Origin of the sequence: Bradyrhizobium shewense (genome assembly GCF_900094605.1) — a bacterium.
Lineage (GTDB): Bacteria > Pseudomonadota > Alphaproteobacteria > Rhizobiales > Xanthobacteraceae > Bradyrhizobium > Bradyrhizobium shewense.
This window is the reverse complement of sequence record NZ_FMAI01000007.1, coordinates 1-15,107: the sequence shown is the minus strand read 5'-3', so window position 1 is coordinate 15,107 and position 15,107 is coordinate 1. Positions and strand designations below refer to the sequence as shown.

Sequence of the window (15,107 nt, the reverse complement as noted above, 5' to 3'; positions counted from 1 at the left end):
GAAAAGCCGGCCTTTTTGTTTGTGAGGTTGTGCGTGACCCGTTACGTCCCTGCTTCAGGCGCGGGCGCCGCCGCAGGAGGCCGTGGCTTCTTCGGCGCGGCCGGCCGCGCGCGGACCGACGGCTGCATCGTCACGATGACCGGATTGGGCTTGTGATCGGTGGCCGCCCCCGTTGCGGCATCGACTCCCATCCCGACGACGCCGCCGAGCAAGAGGTTGCCGGCGAAGCCGGTGGCCCCGGTGCCTGAAACTTCCTTGGTGAGCTGCACCGTCTGGGATTGATAGCCTTCCTTCTCGAAGGTGATCGTGATGTCGGCATTCCGCTTGGCGACGATGGCGCAGGGTGTGGTGCAGGTGGTGGGCACTTCGAGCCCGGAGACCATGGCTTCCACGCCTGACGGTGTCGATGAGATGCTGATATTTTCGGTCGTGCCGCGTGTCACAGACGCGCAACCGCCCAGCATGACGCTGAGCGCCACAATTCCCACTAAACGCATGAAATGCCCCTTATTCCCCACGCCAATGAAGCGCAACCGGAGCGCGAGGGCAATAGGTCATTGGTCCTGATAGTTAAGCCACGCAGGGGTTGTGCACGGGAATGGCCCGTACCTGCACGTGGGGCTCTGTCAGTCGCCCCGCAGGCGCTGATCGTCCTGCACGCGGACCTGTTCGGCGCCGCGCGCGCCAACCGGAGACAGCCGCAACATGCTCAGCACCGCGCCGCAGAGTGCAAACCCGACGCCCACGAGCAGTGCCAGCCTGGTCCCCTCAACCGGATACCGTCCGAGCAACAGCGCCACCAGCGCGGCGCCAGTGGTCTGGCCGAGCAGGCGCGCCGTGCCCAGCATGCCGCTGGCGCCGCCGGCGCGCTCGCGCGGGGCGGCTGCGATCATGGTGCGGTTGTTGGGGGTCTGGAACAGGCCGAACCCGGCGCCGGCCAGCGCCATGCGCCAGATCACGTCGAGCGCCGTAGGCGCTGCCGGCAGGAAGGCGAGCGCGGCGAGGCCGCAGGCGAACAGCGTGAGGCCGATGCCGCCGAGCAGGCCGGCCGGATAACGCTCGACCAGGCGGCCGGCGAGGGGGGCCGCGAAGGCCACTGCGATCGGCCATGGCGTGATCAGGAGGCCCATATGCACCGCCGAATAGCCGAAGCGGCTCTGGAGGTAGAAGGGGATCGCGACGAAGGCCAGCATCTGCCCGCAGAACGAGGCGATCGAGGTCGCAATGGACAGCGCGAACACGGGGATACGCAACAGGTCGACCGGCAGCAGCGGCGAGGTCATGTGGGTTTCGCGCCAGATCAGCAGCGCGCCTGCGACGAGAGCGATGGCGAACTGGATCAGGCAGGTGACCGCGGCCTCGCCATGACCGACGCTGTCGACGGCCGCGATCCCGACGCCGAAGGTGATCGCCGAAAGCCCCGCGCTCTGCCAGTCGAACGAATGGCTGGCGGGCTTTGTGTGCGGCAGGCTGCGCAGGCCCAGCACCAGCGTCACCGCGCCGAGCGGCACGTTGATGGCGAACAGCCACGGCCAGCTTCCGACCGCCAGGATGCCTGCGGCGAGCGTCGGGCCGATGGCAGCCGAGAAGGCGACGACGAGCGCGTTGAGCCCGATGCCGCGGCCGAGCTGGCTGCGCGGGTAGGTGAAGCGCACCAGCGCCGCGTTGACGCTCATGATGCCGGCCGCGCCAAAGCCCTGGAGGATGCGCGCGAGCGTGAGCAGCGGCAGCGTATGCGCCAGCGCGCAGAAGGCGGATGCCAGCGTGAACAGCACCAGCCCGACCAGATAGACGCGGCGATAGCCGACGATCTCGCCGAGCGAAGCCAGCGGCAGCAGCGAGATCGTGATCGCGAGCTGGTAGCCGTTGACGATCCAGATCGAGAAGGCTGGACTTGCGTCGAGGTCGGCCGCGATCGTCGGCAGCGCGACATTGGCGATGGCGCTGTCGACCACCGCCATGATGATGCCCAGCGCAATGGTCAGCACAGCCTGGTTGCGCTGCGGCTGCGGCAGGCCGTCGGCGTGCTCGATGGGGGCGGACGACATGATGGAGGCGCGCTTGATTCGAGCCGTGTTTCATCTCCGGATTAGGAAATTGCCGGATTGACGGCAACCCGTCAGGCTTTCCGCAGTTCCCCAACGGAAGCACTCGTGGCGGCTCGGCAAACACAAAGATTCTTGCGCTACACCGCCGGCGGATTGCGGTCGGTAAAGGTCGTGCGCTGGTGCCAGTAGGGGTATGGCAGCGTCACCTTGCTCGCGGCGTCGAGCTTGGCGATCTGGTCCTTGGTCAAGGACCAGCCGACCGCGCCGAGATTTTCACGCAGCTGCGTCTCGTTGCGCGCGCCGATGATCAGCGTCGATACGGTCGGGCGCTGCAGCAGCCAATTCAGCGCGATCTGCGAGACGCTCTTGCCGGTTTCCTTCGCGATCTCGTCGATGGCATCGACGACCCGATAGACATGCTCGTCCGGCACCGGCGGGCCGAACTCGGCGGTCTTGGGCAGGCGGCTCACCTCGGGCTTCGGCTGACCTCGGCGAAGCTTGCCGGTGAGGCGTCCCCATCCGAGCGGCGACCAGACCACGGCACCTAGCCCCTGGTCGAGGCCGAGCGGCATCAACTCCCATTCGTAATCGCGCCCGATCAGCGAATAATAGGTCTGGTTGGCGACGTAGCGCGGAAAACCGTGCTTGTCGGCGACGGCGAGTGACTTCATCAGGTGCCAGCCCGAGAAATTCGAAACGCCGACATAGCGGATCTTGCCGGCGCGCACGAGCGTATCGAGGGTCGCGAGCACCTCCTCGGGCGGGGTGAAGGCGTCGAAGCCGTGGAGTTGGAACAGGTCGATGTAGTCGGTGCCGAGCCGGCTCAGTGAACCGTCGATGGCTGCGAGCAGATGCTGCCGTGACGAGCCGATGTCGTTGGGGCCATCGCCGAAGCGAAACGTTGCCTTGGTCGAAACCAGCACCTTGTCGCGGCGGCCTTTGATGGCCTCGCCGAGAACGCGTTCGGACTCGCCGAGCGAATAGACGTCCGCGGTGTCGAACATCGACACGCCGGCCTCGAGGCAGATATCCAGCAGGCGCCGCGCCTCGGTCGCGTCGGTCGTGCCCCACGCGGCAAGGCGGCCGACGCCGCCGAAGGTGCCGGTGCCAAGGCTCAAAGCGGGCACCATGAGGCCTGACCGGCCCAAGCGTCGGTATTCCATCGATATGCTCCTCGGCTGGCCGCTGATTGATCGTTGTCGCCTTGGCACTGAGGTTAGCGCAAGCGGACGCCTTGTCCTATCACGCGCTCACATACCGGCCTTGCTTGGACGCCCTAATCGTGCCGAAGCATGTCGTCGAACGCGGCATCAACGATGCGCGGGCCGACAATCTTCGCCGAAAGTTTCGCCTCGTCCCTCGCCTGGGATGGGGGAGCGCAGCCGAGCTCTCGATTGCGCGTCTGCTGCGGCAGGAGAGTCAAACCCCATCCCACCACGACCAGCACGGCGAGACGGATCGCGATGACGCTCAGCAACAGCTCCGTTCCGCTTATCGTGGACTGAGTCCTCATGCGTGGCAGCCTGATCCACGCCGCAACGCAAGACAATCTGGAATTGGCGAGCGTTGCCTTCGGCCAGGACGAAGGCTTGCGAAGATGGCTGCTCAGTGCCGCAGCTGGCTCTGCCTGAAATCGCGCGGCGACATCCCAAAATGCTCGCGGAAGACCCGGCCGAAATGCGAGAGGTCGTTAAAACCCCAGGCGAAGGCGATCTCGCTGATGTGGCGATGGACGAGCATGGGCGAGACGAGGTCGCGCCGGCACTGCGCAAGGCGCTCGGCGAGGACGTAACGCTGGAACGAGGTCTCCTCGTCGGCGAGAAGGTCGTTCACGTAGCGCGGCGAAATGCCGAGCGCGGCCGCGGTCTCCGACAATGAAAGGTCGGGGTCGGCGAGGTGCGCGCGCACATGCGCCTTGAGCCGGTATATCAGCGCGGAGCGGTGGGTCGAGGATGGCAGCGACGTCTTGCCGAGCCGCTCGCTCAGCGCCATCGCGAGCAGATCGACGGCCTGTTCCGACAGAACAGCGGCGTTGCCAGGGGCGAGCCGGTCGGCGCTCTGGCAAAGCCGGAAGATGAAATCATAGGCGAGCCGCTCGAGCGGTGCCTCTGTGCCGAACGACATCGCGGTCAGCGTCTCCGTGCCGCCGAGCCGGCGCTGCAACATTTCGCGCGGCACCTTGAAGATGGTCTGCGTGAAAGCGTCGTTGAACTTCAGCTCATAGGGGCGCGTGGTGTCGTAGAGCGCGAATTCGCCGGGATGAACCATGGTCTCGCGGCCGTCCTGCACCACGCCGCCGTCGCCCCGATGACCGAGCGCCACCAGGACGAAATCCTGATCCGAGCGCGCGATGCGGGAGGGCGTGCGGAACACATGCTGGCGATCGGAGCAGACCTCGGAGCACACCGCCTTGCCGAGCGCGGCTTGCGTCACCGAGCCGCGAAAGGCGCTGCCGAGATCGGACTTGCAGTCGAGCCCGACGAAGACGTCGCAGACGATGTCCTGCCAGAGGGCGAGCCGCCGGTAGCCCGGGCTGCCGTCCGTCGTGAACTGGATTGGCATCGACAGGCCTCCCTTTCACATCCAGCGAAATCGCATGTTGGCGCAGATTCAAGCCGATCCGAGGCAAATCCCGTACCGGGCCGAAATCCCGGCCGGTCGAGTTTTTGTTCCGCCGCGGTCGAGCGGCCGGTTGCCCGCTTTGGCCCAATAGACTGCATCGGAGATGGCTTCCGATCAACCGGCAATGGAGGCGGCAATGGGCATCGAACATCCGAAATACAAGGTGGCGGTGGTGCAGGCGGCGCCGGCCTGGCTCGATCTCGACGCCTCGATCGACAAGTCGATCGCGCTGATCAGGGAGGCCGCGGAAAAGGGCGCCAGGCTGATCGCCTTTCCCGAGGCCTTCATCCCCGGCTACCCCTGGCACATCTGGATGGACTCGCCGGCCTGGGCGATCGGCCGCGGCTTCGTGCAGCGCTATTTCGACAATTCGCTGTCCTATGACAGCCCGCAGGCCGAGCGGCTGCGCGACGAAGTGCGGAAAGCCAAGCTCACCGCCGTGATCGGCCTGTCCGAACGCGACGGCGGCAGCCTCTATCTGGCGCAGTGGTTGATCGGGCCCGATGGCGAGACCATCGCCAAGCGCCGCAAGCTGCGGCCGACCCATGCCGAGCGTACCGTCTACGGCGAGGGCGACGGCAGCGATCTCGCCGTGCATGCGAGGGCCGACATCGGCCGTCTCGGCGCGCTGTGCTGCTGGGAGCATCTCCAGCCGCTGTCCAAATACGCGATGTACGCCCAGAACGAGCAGGTGCATGTCGCGGCCTGGCCGAGCTTCTCGCTCTACGATCCCTTCGCGCCGGCGCTTGGGGCCGAGGTCAACAACGCCGCCTCGCGTGTCTATGCGGTGGAGGGCTCCTGCTTCGTGCTGGCGCCTTGCGCGACGGTCTCGCAAGCGATGATCGATGAGCTCTGCGACCGGCCGGACAAGCACGCGCTGCTGCATGCCGGCGGCGGCTTTGCCGCGATCTACGGTCCCGACGGCAGCCAGATCGGCGAGAAGCTAGCGCCGGATCAGGAGGGGCTATTGATCGCCGAGATCGATCTCGGCGCCATCGGTGTTGCCAAGAACGCGGCAGATCCGGCCGGGCATTATTCGCGGCCCGACGTGACGCGGCTGCTGCTCAACAAGAAGCGGTACCAACGCGTCGAGCAATTTGCGTTGCCGGTGGACACCGTCGAGCCCGCCGACATTGCCGCGGCGGCGAGCTGATCACCGAGATCGAGGGGAGGGTACGATCATGGAATCTGCAATTCCTCAGCATCTCGAGACTCAGCGTACGCGCCACAAGCGCGTGCCTGATGATTACCAGCCGCCATATCCGTCGTTCGTGGCGCGCTACAGGCCCGGCGTGAGCCGCGTCGTGATGGCTTATTTCGGCGTGCAGTATCGCGGCACGGCGCCGGCTGCCGCAACGGAGGCGTTCCTTGAGATCGCGGAGCGCTTTTCGGCCGAAAGCGGGCCTTTGCATTGGGATCGCGCGCGCTATGTCGACCAGGCCGGCTATGAGACCATCGTCTCGGTCGCCTATTGGGACGACATTGTACGCTTCGACGCCTGGCTCGAACCGGCACGCGCGGCATGGACCGGGAGGCAGCGCGAGGGCGTCGGCACCTTCATCGAGGTGCTGCGTCCCATTGTGGCGCGGCACGAGACGCTGTTCTCCTCGCCTGACCGGCCCGAAGGTGTCGCCGCCATCGCCGGCGGCATGAGCGGCGAGGTGCAGGAGCACGCTTATTGGGGCGGCATGCGCGACCGTATCCCGCTGTCGCAAACCGACGCGATGACGCCCGGCGGCGCGCCGGAACTGGTCCGCGACGGCGCGCGGCTCCGCGTGAGGGCGCACGACAATCTCTGCCTGATCAGGTCCGGGCAGGACTGGAGCGATACCGAGGCATCGGAGCGAAAGCTCTATCTCGACGACGTCGAGCCGGTGCTGCGCGAAGGCATGGATTTCCTGCGCGACGAGGGTCTTGCGATCGGCTGCTATGCCAACCGCTACATGCAGGTGCTACAGGCCGATGGCAGCGTGAGCGAAAAGTCCTACGGCCAGAGCTGGTGGAAGAGCCTGGCGGCGCTCGAACGCTGGGCGGAGTCGCATCCGACCCATGTCCGGATTTTTGGTGCCGCGATGAAATATCTGTCCACGCTCGGCCCGTCAGCCAAGCTGCGGCTCTATCACGAGGTCACGGTGGCAGCTGCGGACGAGCAGTTCTTCGAATATCTGAACTGCCATCCCAAGACCGGCATGTTGACGGCGGTGGAGGCCGTCAGCGCCTAGCCCACGCAATGACCAAGCAGCTCGGGATGTGCGGCGCAGATGTGATGCGCGCCGGCGTCCCTGAGCTCGGCCTCGCTGCCATAGCCATAGAGCACGCCGATCGCGGTCATGCCGTTGGTCCGGGCGCCAATCACGTCGTGGCTGCGGTCGCCGATCATGATCGCGCTGCCGGCATCGACCTTGGTCTCGTCGAGCGCGTAGCGCAGCAGATCGCGCTTGTCGACGCGGGTGCCGTCGAGCTCGGAGCCGAACACGCGCTCGAAGTACGGCTTCAGGCCGAAATGATCGACGATGCGGGTAGCGTAGACCGCGGGCTTGCTGGTCGCCACGAACATGCGCGGCGTCGTTGCGGCCACCGCGGCGAGCGTGTCGTGGATGCCCTGATAGAGCGCATTCTCGAACAGGCCGACCTCGGAAAACCGCTCGCGGTAGAGTAGCAGCGCCCGGTCAGCAAGTTCGTCGGTTCCGACGAGCCTCTTCAGGCTGGCATGCAGCGGCGGCCCAATGCACCAGGTCAGCTCGTCCTGGCTCGGGACCGGCTGGTCGAGTTTTTTCAGGGCATACTGGATCGAACCGGTGATCCCGGGCTTTGGATCGGTGAGTGTGCCGTCGAGATCAAAATAGATTGTCCGCATTTTGGCCGAGCTCAGCGTTGATTATTCCGGCCGTTGCTAGTTGGCTTGGGGCCCGAGTTCAAGGGCTTGGAGCGAAATGCGGCTTGGTGGGGTCCAGAAGCTGATCTGGCAGTTGCTCGTGGCAGCGTTCGTCTGCGCGCCGGCGCTGGCCGAGGACGCACCGGTTCCTCCCACGCAGCTCGGCCCCGAAGCCCCCGCAAAACCGTCGCCATCGCCCGAGTCGGCGCACGAGAGCGACACGCGGGAGTCGATCTGCCTGATCATCGAGGCCGCCGCGCGCGATGCCAATCTCCCGCTGGAATTCTTCGCCCGCGTGATCTGGCAGGAAAGCCGCTTCCAGGCCGATGCGGTAGGACCCACGACACGCAGCGGCGAGCACGCACAGGGGATCGCGCAGTTCATGCCGGGCACCGCGAGCGAGCGCGGGCTGCTCAATCCGTTCAATCCGGTGCAGGCGTTGCCGAAGTCGGCGGAATTCCTCAACGAGCTGCGCAACCAGTTCGGCAATCTCGGCCTTGCGGCCGCTGCCTACAACGCAGGTCCGCGGCGCGTGCAGGAATGGCTCGCCGGCACCGGCGGCATGCCGGAGCAGACCCGCAATTACGTTTTCGCCATCACCGGGACCAGCGTCGATGCCTGGGCCAAGGCAGGTGCGACCGGCAAGGGCCCGCCGAGCTCGCCGCCGACGAGCTGCCGGGATCTGATGGCGCTGCTCAAGCGCGCGCCGAATGCCTTCGTCGCTGAGCTCGAGCAGCATGTGGAGCTCGCGGCCGCAAAGGTCTGGGGCGTGCAGCTTGCCGCCGGCTTCGACCGCAACAGGGCACTGGTGATGTATTCCCGCGCGGTCACGCGGCTCGGCGCCGCGATCGGCGATCACGATCCGAGTCTGCTGTCATCGGTGATGCGCAGCCGCGGCACCCGCGCGTTCTACCAGGTACGCATCGGCGCCGACACGCGCAGCGAGGCGGATGATCTCTGCAACCGGATCAGGAAGGCAGGCGGCGCGTGCTTCGTGCTGAAGAACAGGGGTGTGAGCGGGTAGGGGGCCTCGTCGGCGCGCATGCCAGCCCCGCCACGTGTTTCCTTGACGCGAGACGCCGCGTCACCCGTTATGCGGGCACGATTCCGCAACCCGGCCAAAACTCCGTGGCGCTTCCTCCGCTCGATTCATCGCAATGGAATAGTCCCTGGCGTGCCTTCGGCTGGGGGCTGCGCTCGATCACGCAGACGATCCTCACCATCGTGCTGTTCGTGACCTATCTCGGCATCGGCGCGCTGGCCCATGACACCCATTTCAGCCTGGTCTGGGCGCTCGCCTCGACGCTGTTCGTGTGGGCAGGGCCGGCACAGATCATCCTGATCACCACACTCGGCTCGGGCGCCACCGTCATCCAGTCGGCGATTGCAGTCACCGTCAGCGCCATCAGGCTGTTCCCGATGGTGGTCTCGGTGCTGCCGCTGATGCGCACGCCGATGACCAAACGGCGTGAGCTGGTCTTTGCCGCGCATCTCACCGCGGTGACGCTGTGGGTCGAGTGCCACCGTTTCCTGCCGCAGGTGCCGCGTGAGCGGCGCATCGCCTTCGTTCACGGGCTCGGCTGTGGCCTCGTCTCGGTGTGCCTGGTCGCCAACACGGTGGGCTATTTCCTCGCCGCCAACCTGACGCAAACGCTCGGAGCGGCGATCCTGCTGCTGACGCCGCTGTCCTTCCTGTTCTCGACTGCGCGCAACAGCCGCGAGGTCGCCGACGTCGTCGCGCTGGTGCTGGGCATCTTGCTGTATCCGCTGGCCGCGAAGATGAACTCCGGCGTCGATATCCTGGTCAGCGGGGTGGTGGCCGGCACGATCGCCTATGGCGTGCATTGGTGGCGCGAGGTGCGCGCATGAGTTTTGCGCAGGCCATCGGCGATTGGCATGCGCTGGCGGTGCTGTTCGTCGCCGGCGTCATTCCCAACCAGATCTGGCGCATGCTGGGCCTGTGGTTCGGCGGCGGCATCGACGAAGGCTCCGAGCTGCTGGTCTGGGTGCGGGCGGTCGCGACCGCGATCCTCGCCGGTGTCATCGCGCAGATCGTGGTCGAGCCGCCGGGCGCGCTCGCCAGCGTGCCTGATACCTTGCGCTACGGCGCGGTGGCCGCCGGCCTCGTCGTGTTCCTGCTGACCCGCCGCTCGATCTTTGCGGGCGTCGTGACCGGCGAAGTCTTCATGCTGGCCGGCACCTGGTGGTTGGGCTAAAACGCTGCCCAACAGCAAGGAACTGGAAATATGGTTCGTAAAAACGAGCTCCGCGAGGGCGAGGTCGCCATCGATTTGCCGCCCGCGCAGGATGCCGGCCTGGTCTTCATCGGCCGCATCCGCACGCCCTGGACCTCGCGGATGGAGACACCGCGGCAGGGACGTCAGGATGGCCCGATCTGCCGGCTCGAGATCTTCGAGCCTTTCGTGCCGGCCATCAAGGGCGTCGACTTCTACAGCAATCTCGAAGTGCTTTACTGGCTCGACCAATCGCGCCGCGACATCATCCTGCAGAGCCCGAAGAACAACGAGAAGACCCGCGGCACCTTCTCGCTGCGCTCGCCGGTGCGTCCCAATCCGATCGGCACGTCGATCGTGAAGCTGGTCGGCATCGAGGGTAATGCGATCCTGGTGCGCGGCCTCGATTGCCTCGACAACACGCCGCTGATCGACATCAAGCCAGATCGGTGCGAGTTCACGCCATTGGCGGCGCCCCAGCCAGGGGATTTCGAGACGGAGTAATCTGTCATTCCGGCGCGCGCCGAAGGCGCGAGCCCGGAATCCGTCAGGCGTCAGAGTCGGTGGTGAAATGGATTCCGGGCTCGCACCAAGGGGACACGCCCCGGATTGACAATCAGCTCTTCAACGCCGCGATCAGCTTCGCCGCATGCTCTTCCAGCACCTTGGCCTCTTCCTTGCGGCTGGCGGGCGGCAGCATCGCCACGCCGTCGTGGCGCGGCATCACGTGCATATGCAGGTGAAACACCACTTGTCCGCCGGCGGGCTCGTTGAACTGCTGGATGGTGATGCCGTCGGCCTTGAAGGCCTTCATTGCGGCGGCTGCGATCTTGTGCGCGCCACGGGCGACATGGGCGTAATCGTCGGGTTTGATGTCGAGGATGTTGCGGGCAGGGGACTTCGGGATCACCAGCGTGTGGCCAGGCACGCGCGGCATGATGTCGAGGAACGCGAAGACGTGCTCGTCCTCGTAGACCTTGGAGCAGGGCAGCTCGCTGCGCAGGATCTTCGCGAAGATGTTGTTGGTGTCGTAGGCGGTCATGACGGCTCCCTAGAGATTTTGCGCTTACTGTCACCAGCCGCGGCAAACCGTCAAGGCGCCTCGTCGGCGCCTTTCCGGAACGGGCCGAGCTCGGCAAGCTCCCGTCCGGCCTCGGCGACATAGGCGCGCTCGCGCTTGAGGTAATCATCGATCGCGCGGCGCAGGCCGGGATCGGCGATGAAGTGCGCGGAATGGGTGGTGCGTGGCAGGTAGCCGCGCGCGATCTTGTGCTCGCCTTGCGCGCCGGCCTCGACATGGGTGAGGCCGCGTTGGATGGCGAAGTCGATCGCCTGGTAATAGCAGACCTCGAAATGCAGGAACGGATGATGCTCGACCGCGCCCCAGTTGCGGCCGAACAGCGTGTCCGAGCCGATGAAGTTGATCGCGCCCGCAATCCAGCGATTGTTGCGGCGGACCATCACCAACAGCACGTCCTCGCTCATGGTCTCGCCGATCAGCGAGAAGAACTCGCGCGTCAGATAGGGACGGCCCCATTTGCGCGAGCCGGTCTCCATGTAGAATGCGAAGAAGGCGTCCCAGGCATCCTCGGTGATGTCCTTGCCCGTCAGCCAGTGGATGGTGATGCCGGCGGGCAGCGCATCGCGCCGCTCGCGCTTGATCGATTTGCGGTGGCGCGAGTTCAGGGTACTAAGAAAATCGTCGAAGTTCGCAAAGCCCTCATTGTGCCAATGGAACTGCTGGTCGGTGCGCTGCAGGAAGCCGTGCTCGGCGAGCAGCTTCCATTCCGCCTCGCGCGCGAAGGTGACATGCACCGAGGAGGCCTTGCTGACGCCGCACAGCGCCACCAGCCCGCTCGCCAGTGCGTCCATGATGCGCTCGTGATCGACGCCGTCGCGGACCAGTAGCCGCGGGCCTGTGGCAGGGGTGAAGGGAACCGAGACCTGGAGCTTCGGATAGTAGCGCCCGCCGGCGCGCTCATAGGCGTCCGCCCAGCCGCGGTCGAAGACGTACTCGCCCTGCGAATGCGATTTCAGATAGCAGGGCACGACACCGGCGACGCGGCCGTCGACCTTGGCCACGAGATGCCGCGGTCCCCAGCCGGTGCGGATTGTCGCCGAACCCGATTTCTCAACGGCCGAGAGAAAGGCGTGTGAGACGAACGGGTTATAGGCAGGTTTTGAGAGGCCGAGGGAATCGCCTGGAAGTCCGGATGAGGTTTCCGCGCCAAGCCCGTTGCATTTGCCGGGATTGGCACAGGCGTCCCAGTCCTCCGGGGATACCTCGCCAATCGAAGGTACGGCCTCGAGCGTGATTTCGGATGATGCCATCGTTGCCCAAGATCGTGCATTGCAGCAGTGACTTCAAGGGGGCGGGGAACGCGCTCTCGTGCCCCGGACGCAGCGCAGCGCCCTTCAGCGACGCGCTGCCGAGCCGCGGCCCAACTCGCTGCGTCGCGTGCCGCCTTCTGGGTCCCGGCTCAGCGCAGCAACGCTTGCGCGTTGCAGCGCGTCCGGGACACGGGCGAGGCCTACGGCACGAACCCCTCAAAGATCATCTGGTCGGCATATTGCCCGACGCGTGCCCGCTGCTCCGGGGTGCGGACGGTCCAGCCGAGCAGGGCGCAGCCGAACAGGTTGCGGGCGATCCAGGGGGCGGGGGCCGGGAGGTCGTCGACCCTGAAGGCGACGAAATGGGGCTGGGTCTGAAAGCCATGGCGCAGGTAGAGCATGCTATCGCGCCGCTCCTGCGTGAGCTTGGCCCAGTAGTCGTCCTCATAGGTCCGCTGCGCGACGATGCCGCGCGGACGGGAGGGCAACAGCTCGCGCAGCGCCAGCACCTGGTCGGGATCGAACGACATGCCGACGGCGGGGCCGTCATAGGACGCCAGCACCTCGGCCATCCGCTTCACCAGCTTGCGGTCGCCGCCAAAATGGCTCTTCACCTCGATCACCAGCGGCACGCGGCCGGCGACCAAGGAGCAGAGGTCGGACAGCGACATCATCCGCTCGTCGGTGTCCTTGAATGTGACGGCCTTCAGCTCCGCGGCGGTCTTCGACACGACCTCGCCGGTGGCCTCGGTGAGGCGGCCGAGCGCATGGTCGTGATGCACCATGGCCTCGCCGTCGGCCGAGAGCTGGATGTCCACCTCGATCGCGAAATTGCCTGCGATCGCAGCCTGCACCGCGCCCGGCATGTTCTCGACAATGCCGCGGGAAATGTCATGCAGGCCGCGATGGGCGACCGGCCGGGCTGTCAGCCAATCAGGAGCGCGCATTGTCCGTCAGGCGACCTCGAACACGCCTTCGACCTCGACCGCCGCGTCTGCCGGCAACGAGGCGACGCCGACCGTGGTGCGGGCATGGCGGCCCTTGTCACCGAAGGCGGCGACCATCAGGTCGGAGGCGCCGTTGAGCACCTTCGGCCCGTCCAGGAAGTCGGGGGCCGAGTTGATGAAGCCACCGAGGCGCACCACGCGCACCACCTTGTCGAGGTCGCCGAGCGCCGCCTTGACCTGGGCCAGCAGATTGACCGCGCAGCCGCGGGCGGCCGCCGCGCCGTCTTCGATCGAGACGCCGGCGCCCAGCTTGCCCTTGGCGATCAGCTTGCCGGCGGGGTCGAAGCAGACCTGGCCGGAGACGAACAGCAAATTACCAGTGCGCACGAACGGGACGTAATTGGCCACGGGGGTGGGGGCCTCGTGCAGCTTGATGCCCTGTTCCGCCAGCTTTTGCTCGACCGTGCCCGCCATGTTCGACCTCGTTGTCCAGAAATTCCATTCGCTCCGGCGCATCCGTGGGGGCCGGCCGCGCCCTGTTTCGCCCATCGTGCCGCCACATGCAAGCAACCCGCGGCAGGCTGCCTTTTGTCGAGGTGAGGCCGCAGGTTCAACGGCAGGGCCGCAACTTTACGTGAAACGGCCTCAGTTGCGACGCAATGGAACGGTCATTAAAATGTCGAATCTGCGCATCCCAAGGACGCGTCCCCAAGGAACAGACATGGTGCACCTTTTCCGGACTTCGCTCGGTGTAATGGCGCTCGCGGCGGCCAGTTTCGGACTTGGCGATTTAGGCCTTGGCGACGCCGCGCAGGCCGCCAGCGGCCCGTTCCTCGCGCACCAGGCGCTTTACGACCTGAGCCTGGTGAAATCGCGCTCCAATTCGGTCAATAGCGCGCGCGGGCGCATCCTCTACAACTTCTCCGGAAGCTCGTGCGAGGGCTACACGTCCGAATTCCGCCAGGTGTCCGAGCTCGACAGCGGCGAGGGCAAGGTCACGCTCAGCGACCTCCGCTCCAACTCCTGGGAAGACGCCGGGGGAAAAAGCTACCGCTTCAAGATCGAGACCCGCATGAACGAGGCCGATGCCGGCCGCGTTGACGGCTCGGCCGAGCGCGACGGCGACCACATCAACGTCAAGCTGAAGCTGCCGGCGCCGAAGAATTTCACCCTCGACGGCAAGATCGTATTCCCGACCGAGCAGATCCAGCGCATCATCGCCGCCGCCAAGGACGGCAAGCCGCTGCTCGAGCTCTCCGTCTATGACGGCTCCGACGACGGCCAGAAGGTCTACAACACGCTGACCGTGATCGGCCAGCCGATCCCCGCCGACCGCGCCGCCGCGCCGGATCCGTCGACCTCCGACGAGCACATGAAATCGCTCAAGCGCTGGCCCGTCACGGTCAGCTATTTCGACCGCGAGGCCCAGCAGAAAGAGGGCGAGCAGACGCCGGTCTATGCGATGGCGTTCGAGCTCTACGAAAACGGCGTCTCGCGCCAGCTCGTGCTCGATTACAACGACTTTGTCATTTCCGGCGCGATGGGCAAGTTCGACGTCAAGGACAGCAAGCCCTGTAATTGAGGGATTGTTGCTACAGCTGCGTACCGCGCACACCATCACCGTCACCCTGAGGTGGCTCGCTTCTTCAGCGGCCCTCGAAGGGCGACGGCCCGGCCGTATCAGCGGGGCCGTGCATCCTTCGAGGCTTCCCATACGCCGCTTCGCGTCGCATGGCGCGCACCTCAGCGACTGTGTTCTTTGTCAAGCGGGTTGCCATGGTTTTCGATCCCTGAGCATGGCGTTGAGGATGGTGATGAGCTTGCGGGCCACGGCGATGAGGGCGACCATTTTCGGCTTACCGGCGCTGACGAGGTGACGATAGAAGAGCTTGAGCTTCGTGTGGCATCGGATGGCCGACAGGGCGGCCATGTAAAGAGCTGCCCGCAAGGCGGTGCGTCCGCCACCGATCTTACTCCGGCCTTTCCATCGGCCGGACTGACGGACGAAGGGAGCAAGCCCGGCAAGGCTTGCGATCTGGCGGCGATTGAG

18 protein-coding genes are annotated in these 15,107 nt (G+C 65.8%); 7 read left to right on the top strand and 11 right to left on the bottom strand.

Features of this window, described 5'->3' with window-relative positions:
* Positions 1 to 41: 41 nt before the first annotated feature.
* From GA0061098_RS14900 to GA0061098_RS14880, 5 genes are all read right to left on the bottom strand, one after another.
* On the bottom strand, positions 42 to 497 hold the full coding sequence (locus GA0061098_RS14900) for a PEGA domain-containing protein (protein WP_091957010.1): 456 nt from the start codon (positions 495 to 497) through the stop codon (positions 42 to 44).
* A gap of 129 nt (positions 498 to 626) precedes the next feature.
* Complete coding sequence (locus tag GA0061098_RS14895; RefSeq protein ID WP_091957009.1) at positions 627 to 2,048, bottom strand: MFS transporter; 1,422 nt, start codon at positions 2,046 to 2,048, stop codon at positions 627 to 629.
* Positions 2,049 to 2,185: 137 nt separating this feature from the next.
* Complete coding sequence (locus GA0061098_RS14890) at positions 2,186 to 3,211, bottom strand: aldo/keto reductase (protein WP_165637373.1); 1,026 nt, start codon at positions 3,209 to 3,211, stop codon at positions 2,186 to 2,188.
* Between the two features lie 113 nt (positions 3,212 to 3,324).
* Positions 3,325 to 3,525 carry a hypothetical protein gene (locus tag GA0061098_RS14885; RefSeq protein WP_245323342.1) on the bottom strand — a complete coding sequence of 67 codons (201 nt, stop codon included), beginning with the start codon at positions 3,523 to 3,525 and terminating at the stop codon, positions 3,325 to 3,327.
* Between the two features lie 128 nt (positions 3,526 to 3,653).
* The gene (locus tag GA0061098_RS14880; RefSeq protein WP_091957006.1) at positions 3,654 to 4,610 is read right to left on the bottom strand and encodes an AraC-like ligand-binding domain-containing protein; all 957 of its coding nucleotides are present in this window, start codon (positions 4,608 to 4,610) and stop codon (positions 3,654 to 3,656) included.
* 196 nt (positions 4,611 to 4,806) lie between these two features.
* Between GA0061098_RS14880 and GA0061098_RS14875 the strand changes: the two genes are divergently transcribed.
* Positions 4,807 to 5,823 carry a carbon-nitrogen hydrolase family protein gene (locus tag GA0061098_RS14875; RefSeq protein WP_091957766.1) on the top strand — a complete coding sequence of 339 codons (1,017 nt, stop codon included), beginning with the start codon at positions 4,807 to 4,809 and terminating at the stop codon, positions 5,821 to 5,823.
* A 28-nt stretch (positions 5,824 to 5,851) separates the two neighbouring features.
* Positions 5,852 to 6,892 carry a phenylacetaldoxime dehydratase family protein gene (locus GA0061098_RS14870; protein WP_091957005.1) on the top strand — a complete coding sequence of 347 codons (1,041 nt, stop codon included), beginning with the start codon at positions 5,852 to 5,854 and terminating at the stop codon, positions 6,890 to 6,892.
* On the opposite strand, the gene GA0061098_RS14865 is transcribed toward GA0061098_RS14870, so the two are convergent.
* Positions 6,889 to 7,527: an HAD family hydrolase gene (locus GA0061098_RS14865; RefSeq protein WP_091957004.1), complete on the bottom strand. Its 639-nt coding sequence runs from the start codon at positions 7,525 to 7,527 to the stop codon at positions 6,889 to 6,891. The genes GA0061098_RS14870 and GA0061098_RS14865 overlap by 4 nt on opposite strands.
* A 76-nt stretch (positions 7,528 to 7,603) precedes the next feature.
* On the opposite strand from GA0061098_RS14865, the gene GA0061098_RS14860 reads away from it, so the two are divergent.
* The 4 genes from GA0061098_RS14860 to tsaA all read left to right on the top strand — a co-directional run bounded on the left by GA0061098_RS14860 (position 7,604) and on the right by tsaA (position 10,283).
* Positions 7,604 to 8,569 (top strand): lytic transglycosylase domain-containing protein, encoded by a 966-nt coding sequence (locus GA0061098_RS14860; protein ID WP_091957003.1) that lies wholly within the window; start codon positions 7,604 to 7,606, stop codon positions 8,567 to 8,569.
* A gap of 104 nt (positions 8,570 to 8,673) precedes the next feature.
* Complete coding sequence (locus tag GA0061098_RS14855; protein WP_091957002.1) at positions 8,674 to 9,414, top strand: AzlC family ABC transporter permease; 741 nt, start codon at positions 8,674 to 8,676, stop codon at positions 9,412 to 9,414.
* Positions 9,411 to 9,761 carry an AzlD domain-containing protein gene (locus tag GA0061098_RS14850; protein ID WP_091957001.1) on the top strand — a complete coding sequence of 117 codons (351 nt, stop codon included), beginning with the start codon at positions 9,411 to 9,413 and terminating at the stop codon, positions 9,759 to 9,761. The genes GA0061098_RS14855 and GA0061098_RS14850 overlap by 4 nt, the downstream gene beginning before the upstream one ends.
* A gap of 30 nt (positions 9,762 to 9,791) precedes the next feature.
* Positions 9,792 to 10,283: a tRNA (N6-threonylcarbamoyladenosine(37)-N6)-methyltransferase TrmO gene (gene tsaA, locus GA0061098_RS14845; protein ID WP_091957000.1), complete on the top strand. Its 492-nt coding sequence runs from the start codon at positions 9,792 to 9,794 to the stop codon at positions 10,281 to 10,283.
* Positions 10,284 to 10,395: 112 nt separating this feature from the next.
* On the opposite strand, the gene GA0061098_RS14840 is transcribed toward tsaA, so the two are convergent.
* The 4 genes from GA0061098_RS14840 to GA0061098_RS14825 form a co-directional block, all read right to left on the bottom strand.
* Positions 10,396 to 10,821, bottom strand: coding sequence for an HIT domain-containing protein (locus tag GA0061098_RS14840; RefSeq protein ID WP_091956999.1), 426 nt, complete (start codon positions 10,819 to 10,821; stop codon positions 10,396 to 10,398).
* A gap of 50 nt (positions 10,822 to 10,871) precedes the next feature.
* The gene (locus tag GA0061098_RS14835) at positions 10,872 to 12,110 is read right to left on the bottom strand and encodes a GNAT family N-acetyltransferase (RefSeq protein WP_091956998.1); all 1,239 of its coding nucleotides are present in this window, start codon (positions 12,108 to 12,110) and stop codon (positions 10,872 to 10,874) included.
* A 200-nt stretch (positions 12,111 to 12,310) separates the two neighbouring features.
* On the bottom strand, positions 12,311 to 13,057 hold the full coding sequence (locus GA0061098_RS14830; protein ID WP_091956997.1) for a glycerophosphodiester phosphodiesterase: 747 nt from the start codon (positions 13,055 to 13,057) through the stop codon (positions 12,311 to 12,313).
* Between the two features lie 6 nt (positions 13,058 to 13,063).
* The gene (locus tag GA0061098_RS14825; RefSeq protein ID WP_014494672.1) at positions 13,064 to 13,531 is read right to left on the bottom strand and encodes a RidA family protein; all 468 of its coding nucleotides are present in this window, start codon (positions 13,529 to 13,531) and stop codon (positions 13,064 to 13,066) included.
* Positions 13,532 to 13,778: 247 nt separating this feature from the next.
* Between GA0061098_RS14825 and GA0061098_RS14820 the strand changes: the two genes are divergently transcribed.
* Positions 13,779 to 14,639 (top strand): cell envelope integrity EipB family protein, encoded by an 861-nt coding sequence (locus tag GA0061098_RS14820; RefSeq protein WP_165637372.1) that lies wholly within the window; start codon positions 13,779 to 13,781, stop codon positions 14,637 to 14,639.
* Between the two features lie 180 nt (positions 14,640 to 14,819).
* On the opposite strand, the gene GA0061098_RS14815 is transcribed toward GA0061098_RS14820, so the two are convergent.
* Positions 14,820 to 15,107, bottom strand: a 288-nt coding sequence (locus GA0061098_RS14815; RefSeq protein ID WP_129590865.1) for a transposase, incomplete at its 5' end; no start/stop codon positions are given.

Coding starts and splice junctions, on each gene's coding strand:
- GA0061098_RS14860 (WP_091957003.1), top strand. CDS start 7,604: ATGCGGCTTGGTGGGGTCCAGAAGCTGATCTGGCAGTTGCTCGTGGCA.
- GA0061098_RS14875 (WP_091957766.1), top strand. CDS start 4,807: ATGGGCATCGAACATCCGAAATACAAGGTGGCGGTGGTGCAGGCGGCG.
- GA0061098_RS14865 (WP_091957004.1), bottom strand. CDS start 7,527: ATGCGGACAATCTATTTTGATCTCGACGGCACACTCACCGATCCAAAG.
- GA0061098_RS14840 (WP_091956999.1), bottom strand. CDS start 10,821: ATGACCGCCTACGACACCAACAACATCTTCGCGAAGATCCTGCGCAGC.
- GA0061098_RS14850 (WP_091957001.1), top strand. CDS start 9,411: ATGAGTTTTGCGCAGGCCATCGGCGATTGGCATGCGCTGGCGGTGCTG.
- GA0061098_RS14825 (WP_014494672.1), bottom strand. CDS start 13,531: ATGGCGGGCACGGTCGAGCAAAAGCTGGCGGAACAGGGCATCAAGCTG.
- GA0061098_RS14870 (WP_091957005.1), top strand. CDS start 5,852: ATGGAATCTGCAATTCCTCAGCATCTCGAGACTCAGCGTACGCGCCAC.
- GA0061098_RS14830 (WP_091956997.1), bottom strand. CDS start 13,057: ATGCGCGCTCCTGATTGGCTGACAGCCCGGCCGGTCGCCCATCGCGGC.
- GA0061098_RS14835 (WP_091956998.1), bottom strand. CDS start 12,110: ATGGCATCATCCGAAATCACGCTCGAGGCCGTACCTTCGATTGGCGAG.
- GA0061098_RS14900 (WP_091957010.1), bottom strand. CDS start 497: ATGCGTTTAGTGGGAATTGTGGCGCTCAGCGTCATGCTGGGCGGTTGC.
- GA0061098_RS14890 (WP_165637373.1), bottom strand. CDS start 3,211: ATGGAATACCGACGCTTGGGCCGGTCAGGCCTCATGGTGCCCGCTTTG.
- GA0061098_RS14820 (WP_165637372.1), top strand. CDS start 13,779: ATGGTGCACCTTTTCCGGACTTCGCTCGGTGTAATGGCGCTCGCGGCG.
- tsaA (WP_091957000.1), top strand. CDS start 9,792: ATGGTTCGTAAAAACGAGCTCCGCGAGGGCGAGGTCGCCATCGATTTG.
- GA0061098_RS14880 (WP_091957006.1), bottom strand. CDS start 4,610: ATGCCAATCCAGTTCACGACGGACGGCAGCCCGGGCTACCGGCGGCTC.
- GA0061098_RS14895 (WP_091957009.1), bottom strand. CDS start 2,048: ATGTCGTCCGCCCCCATCGAGCACGCCGACGGCCTGCCGCAGCCGCAG.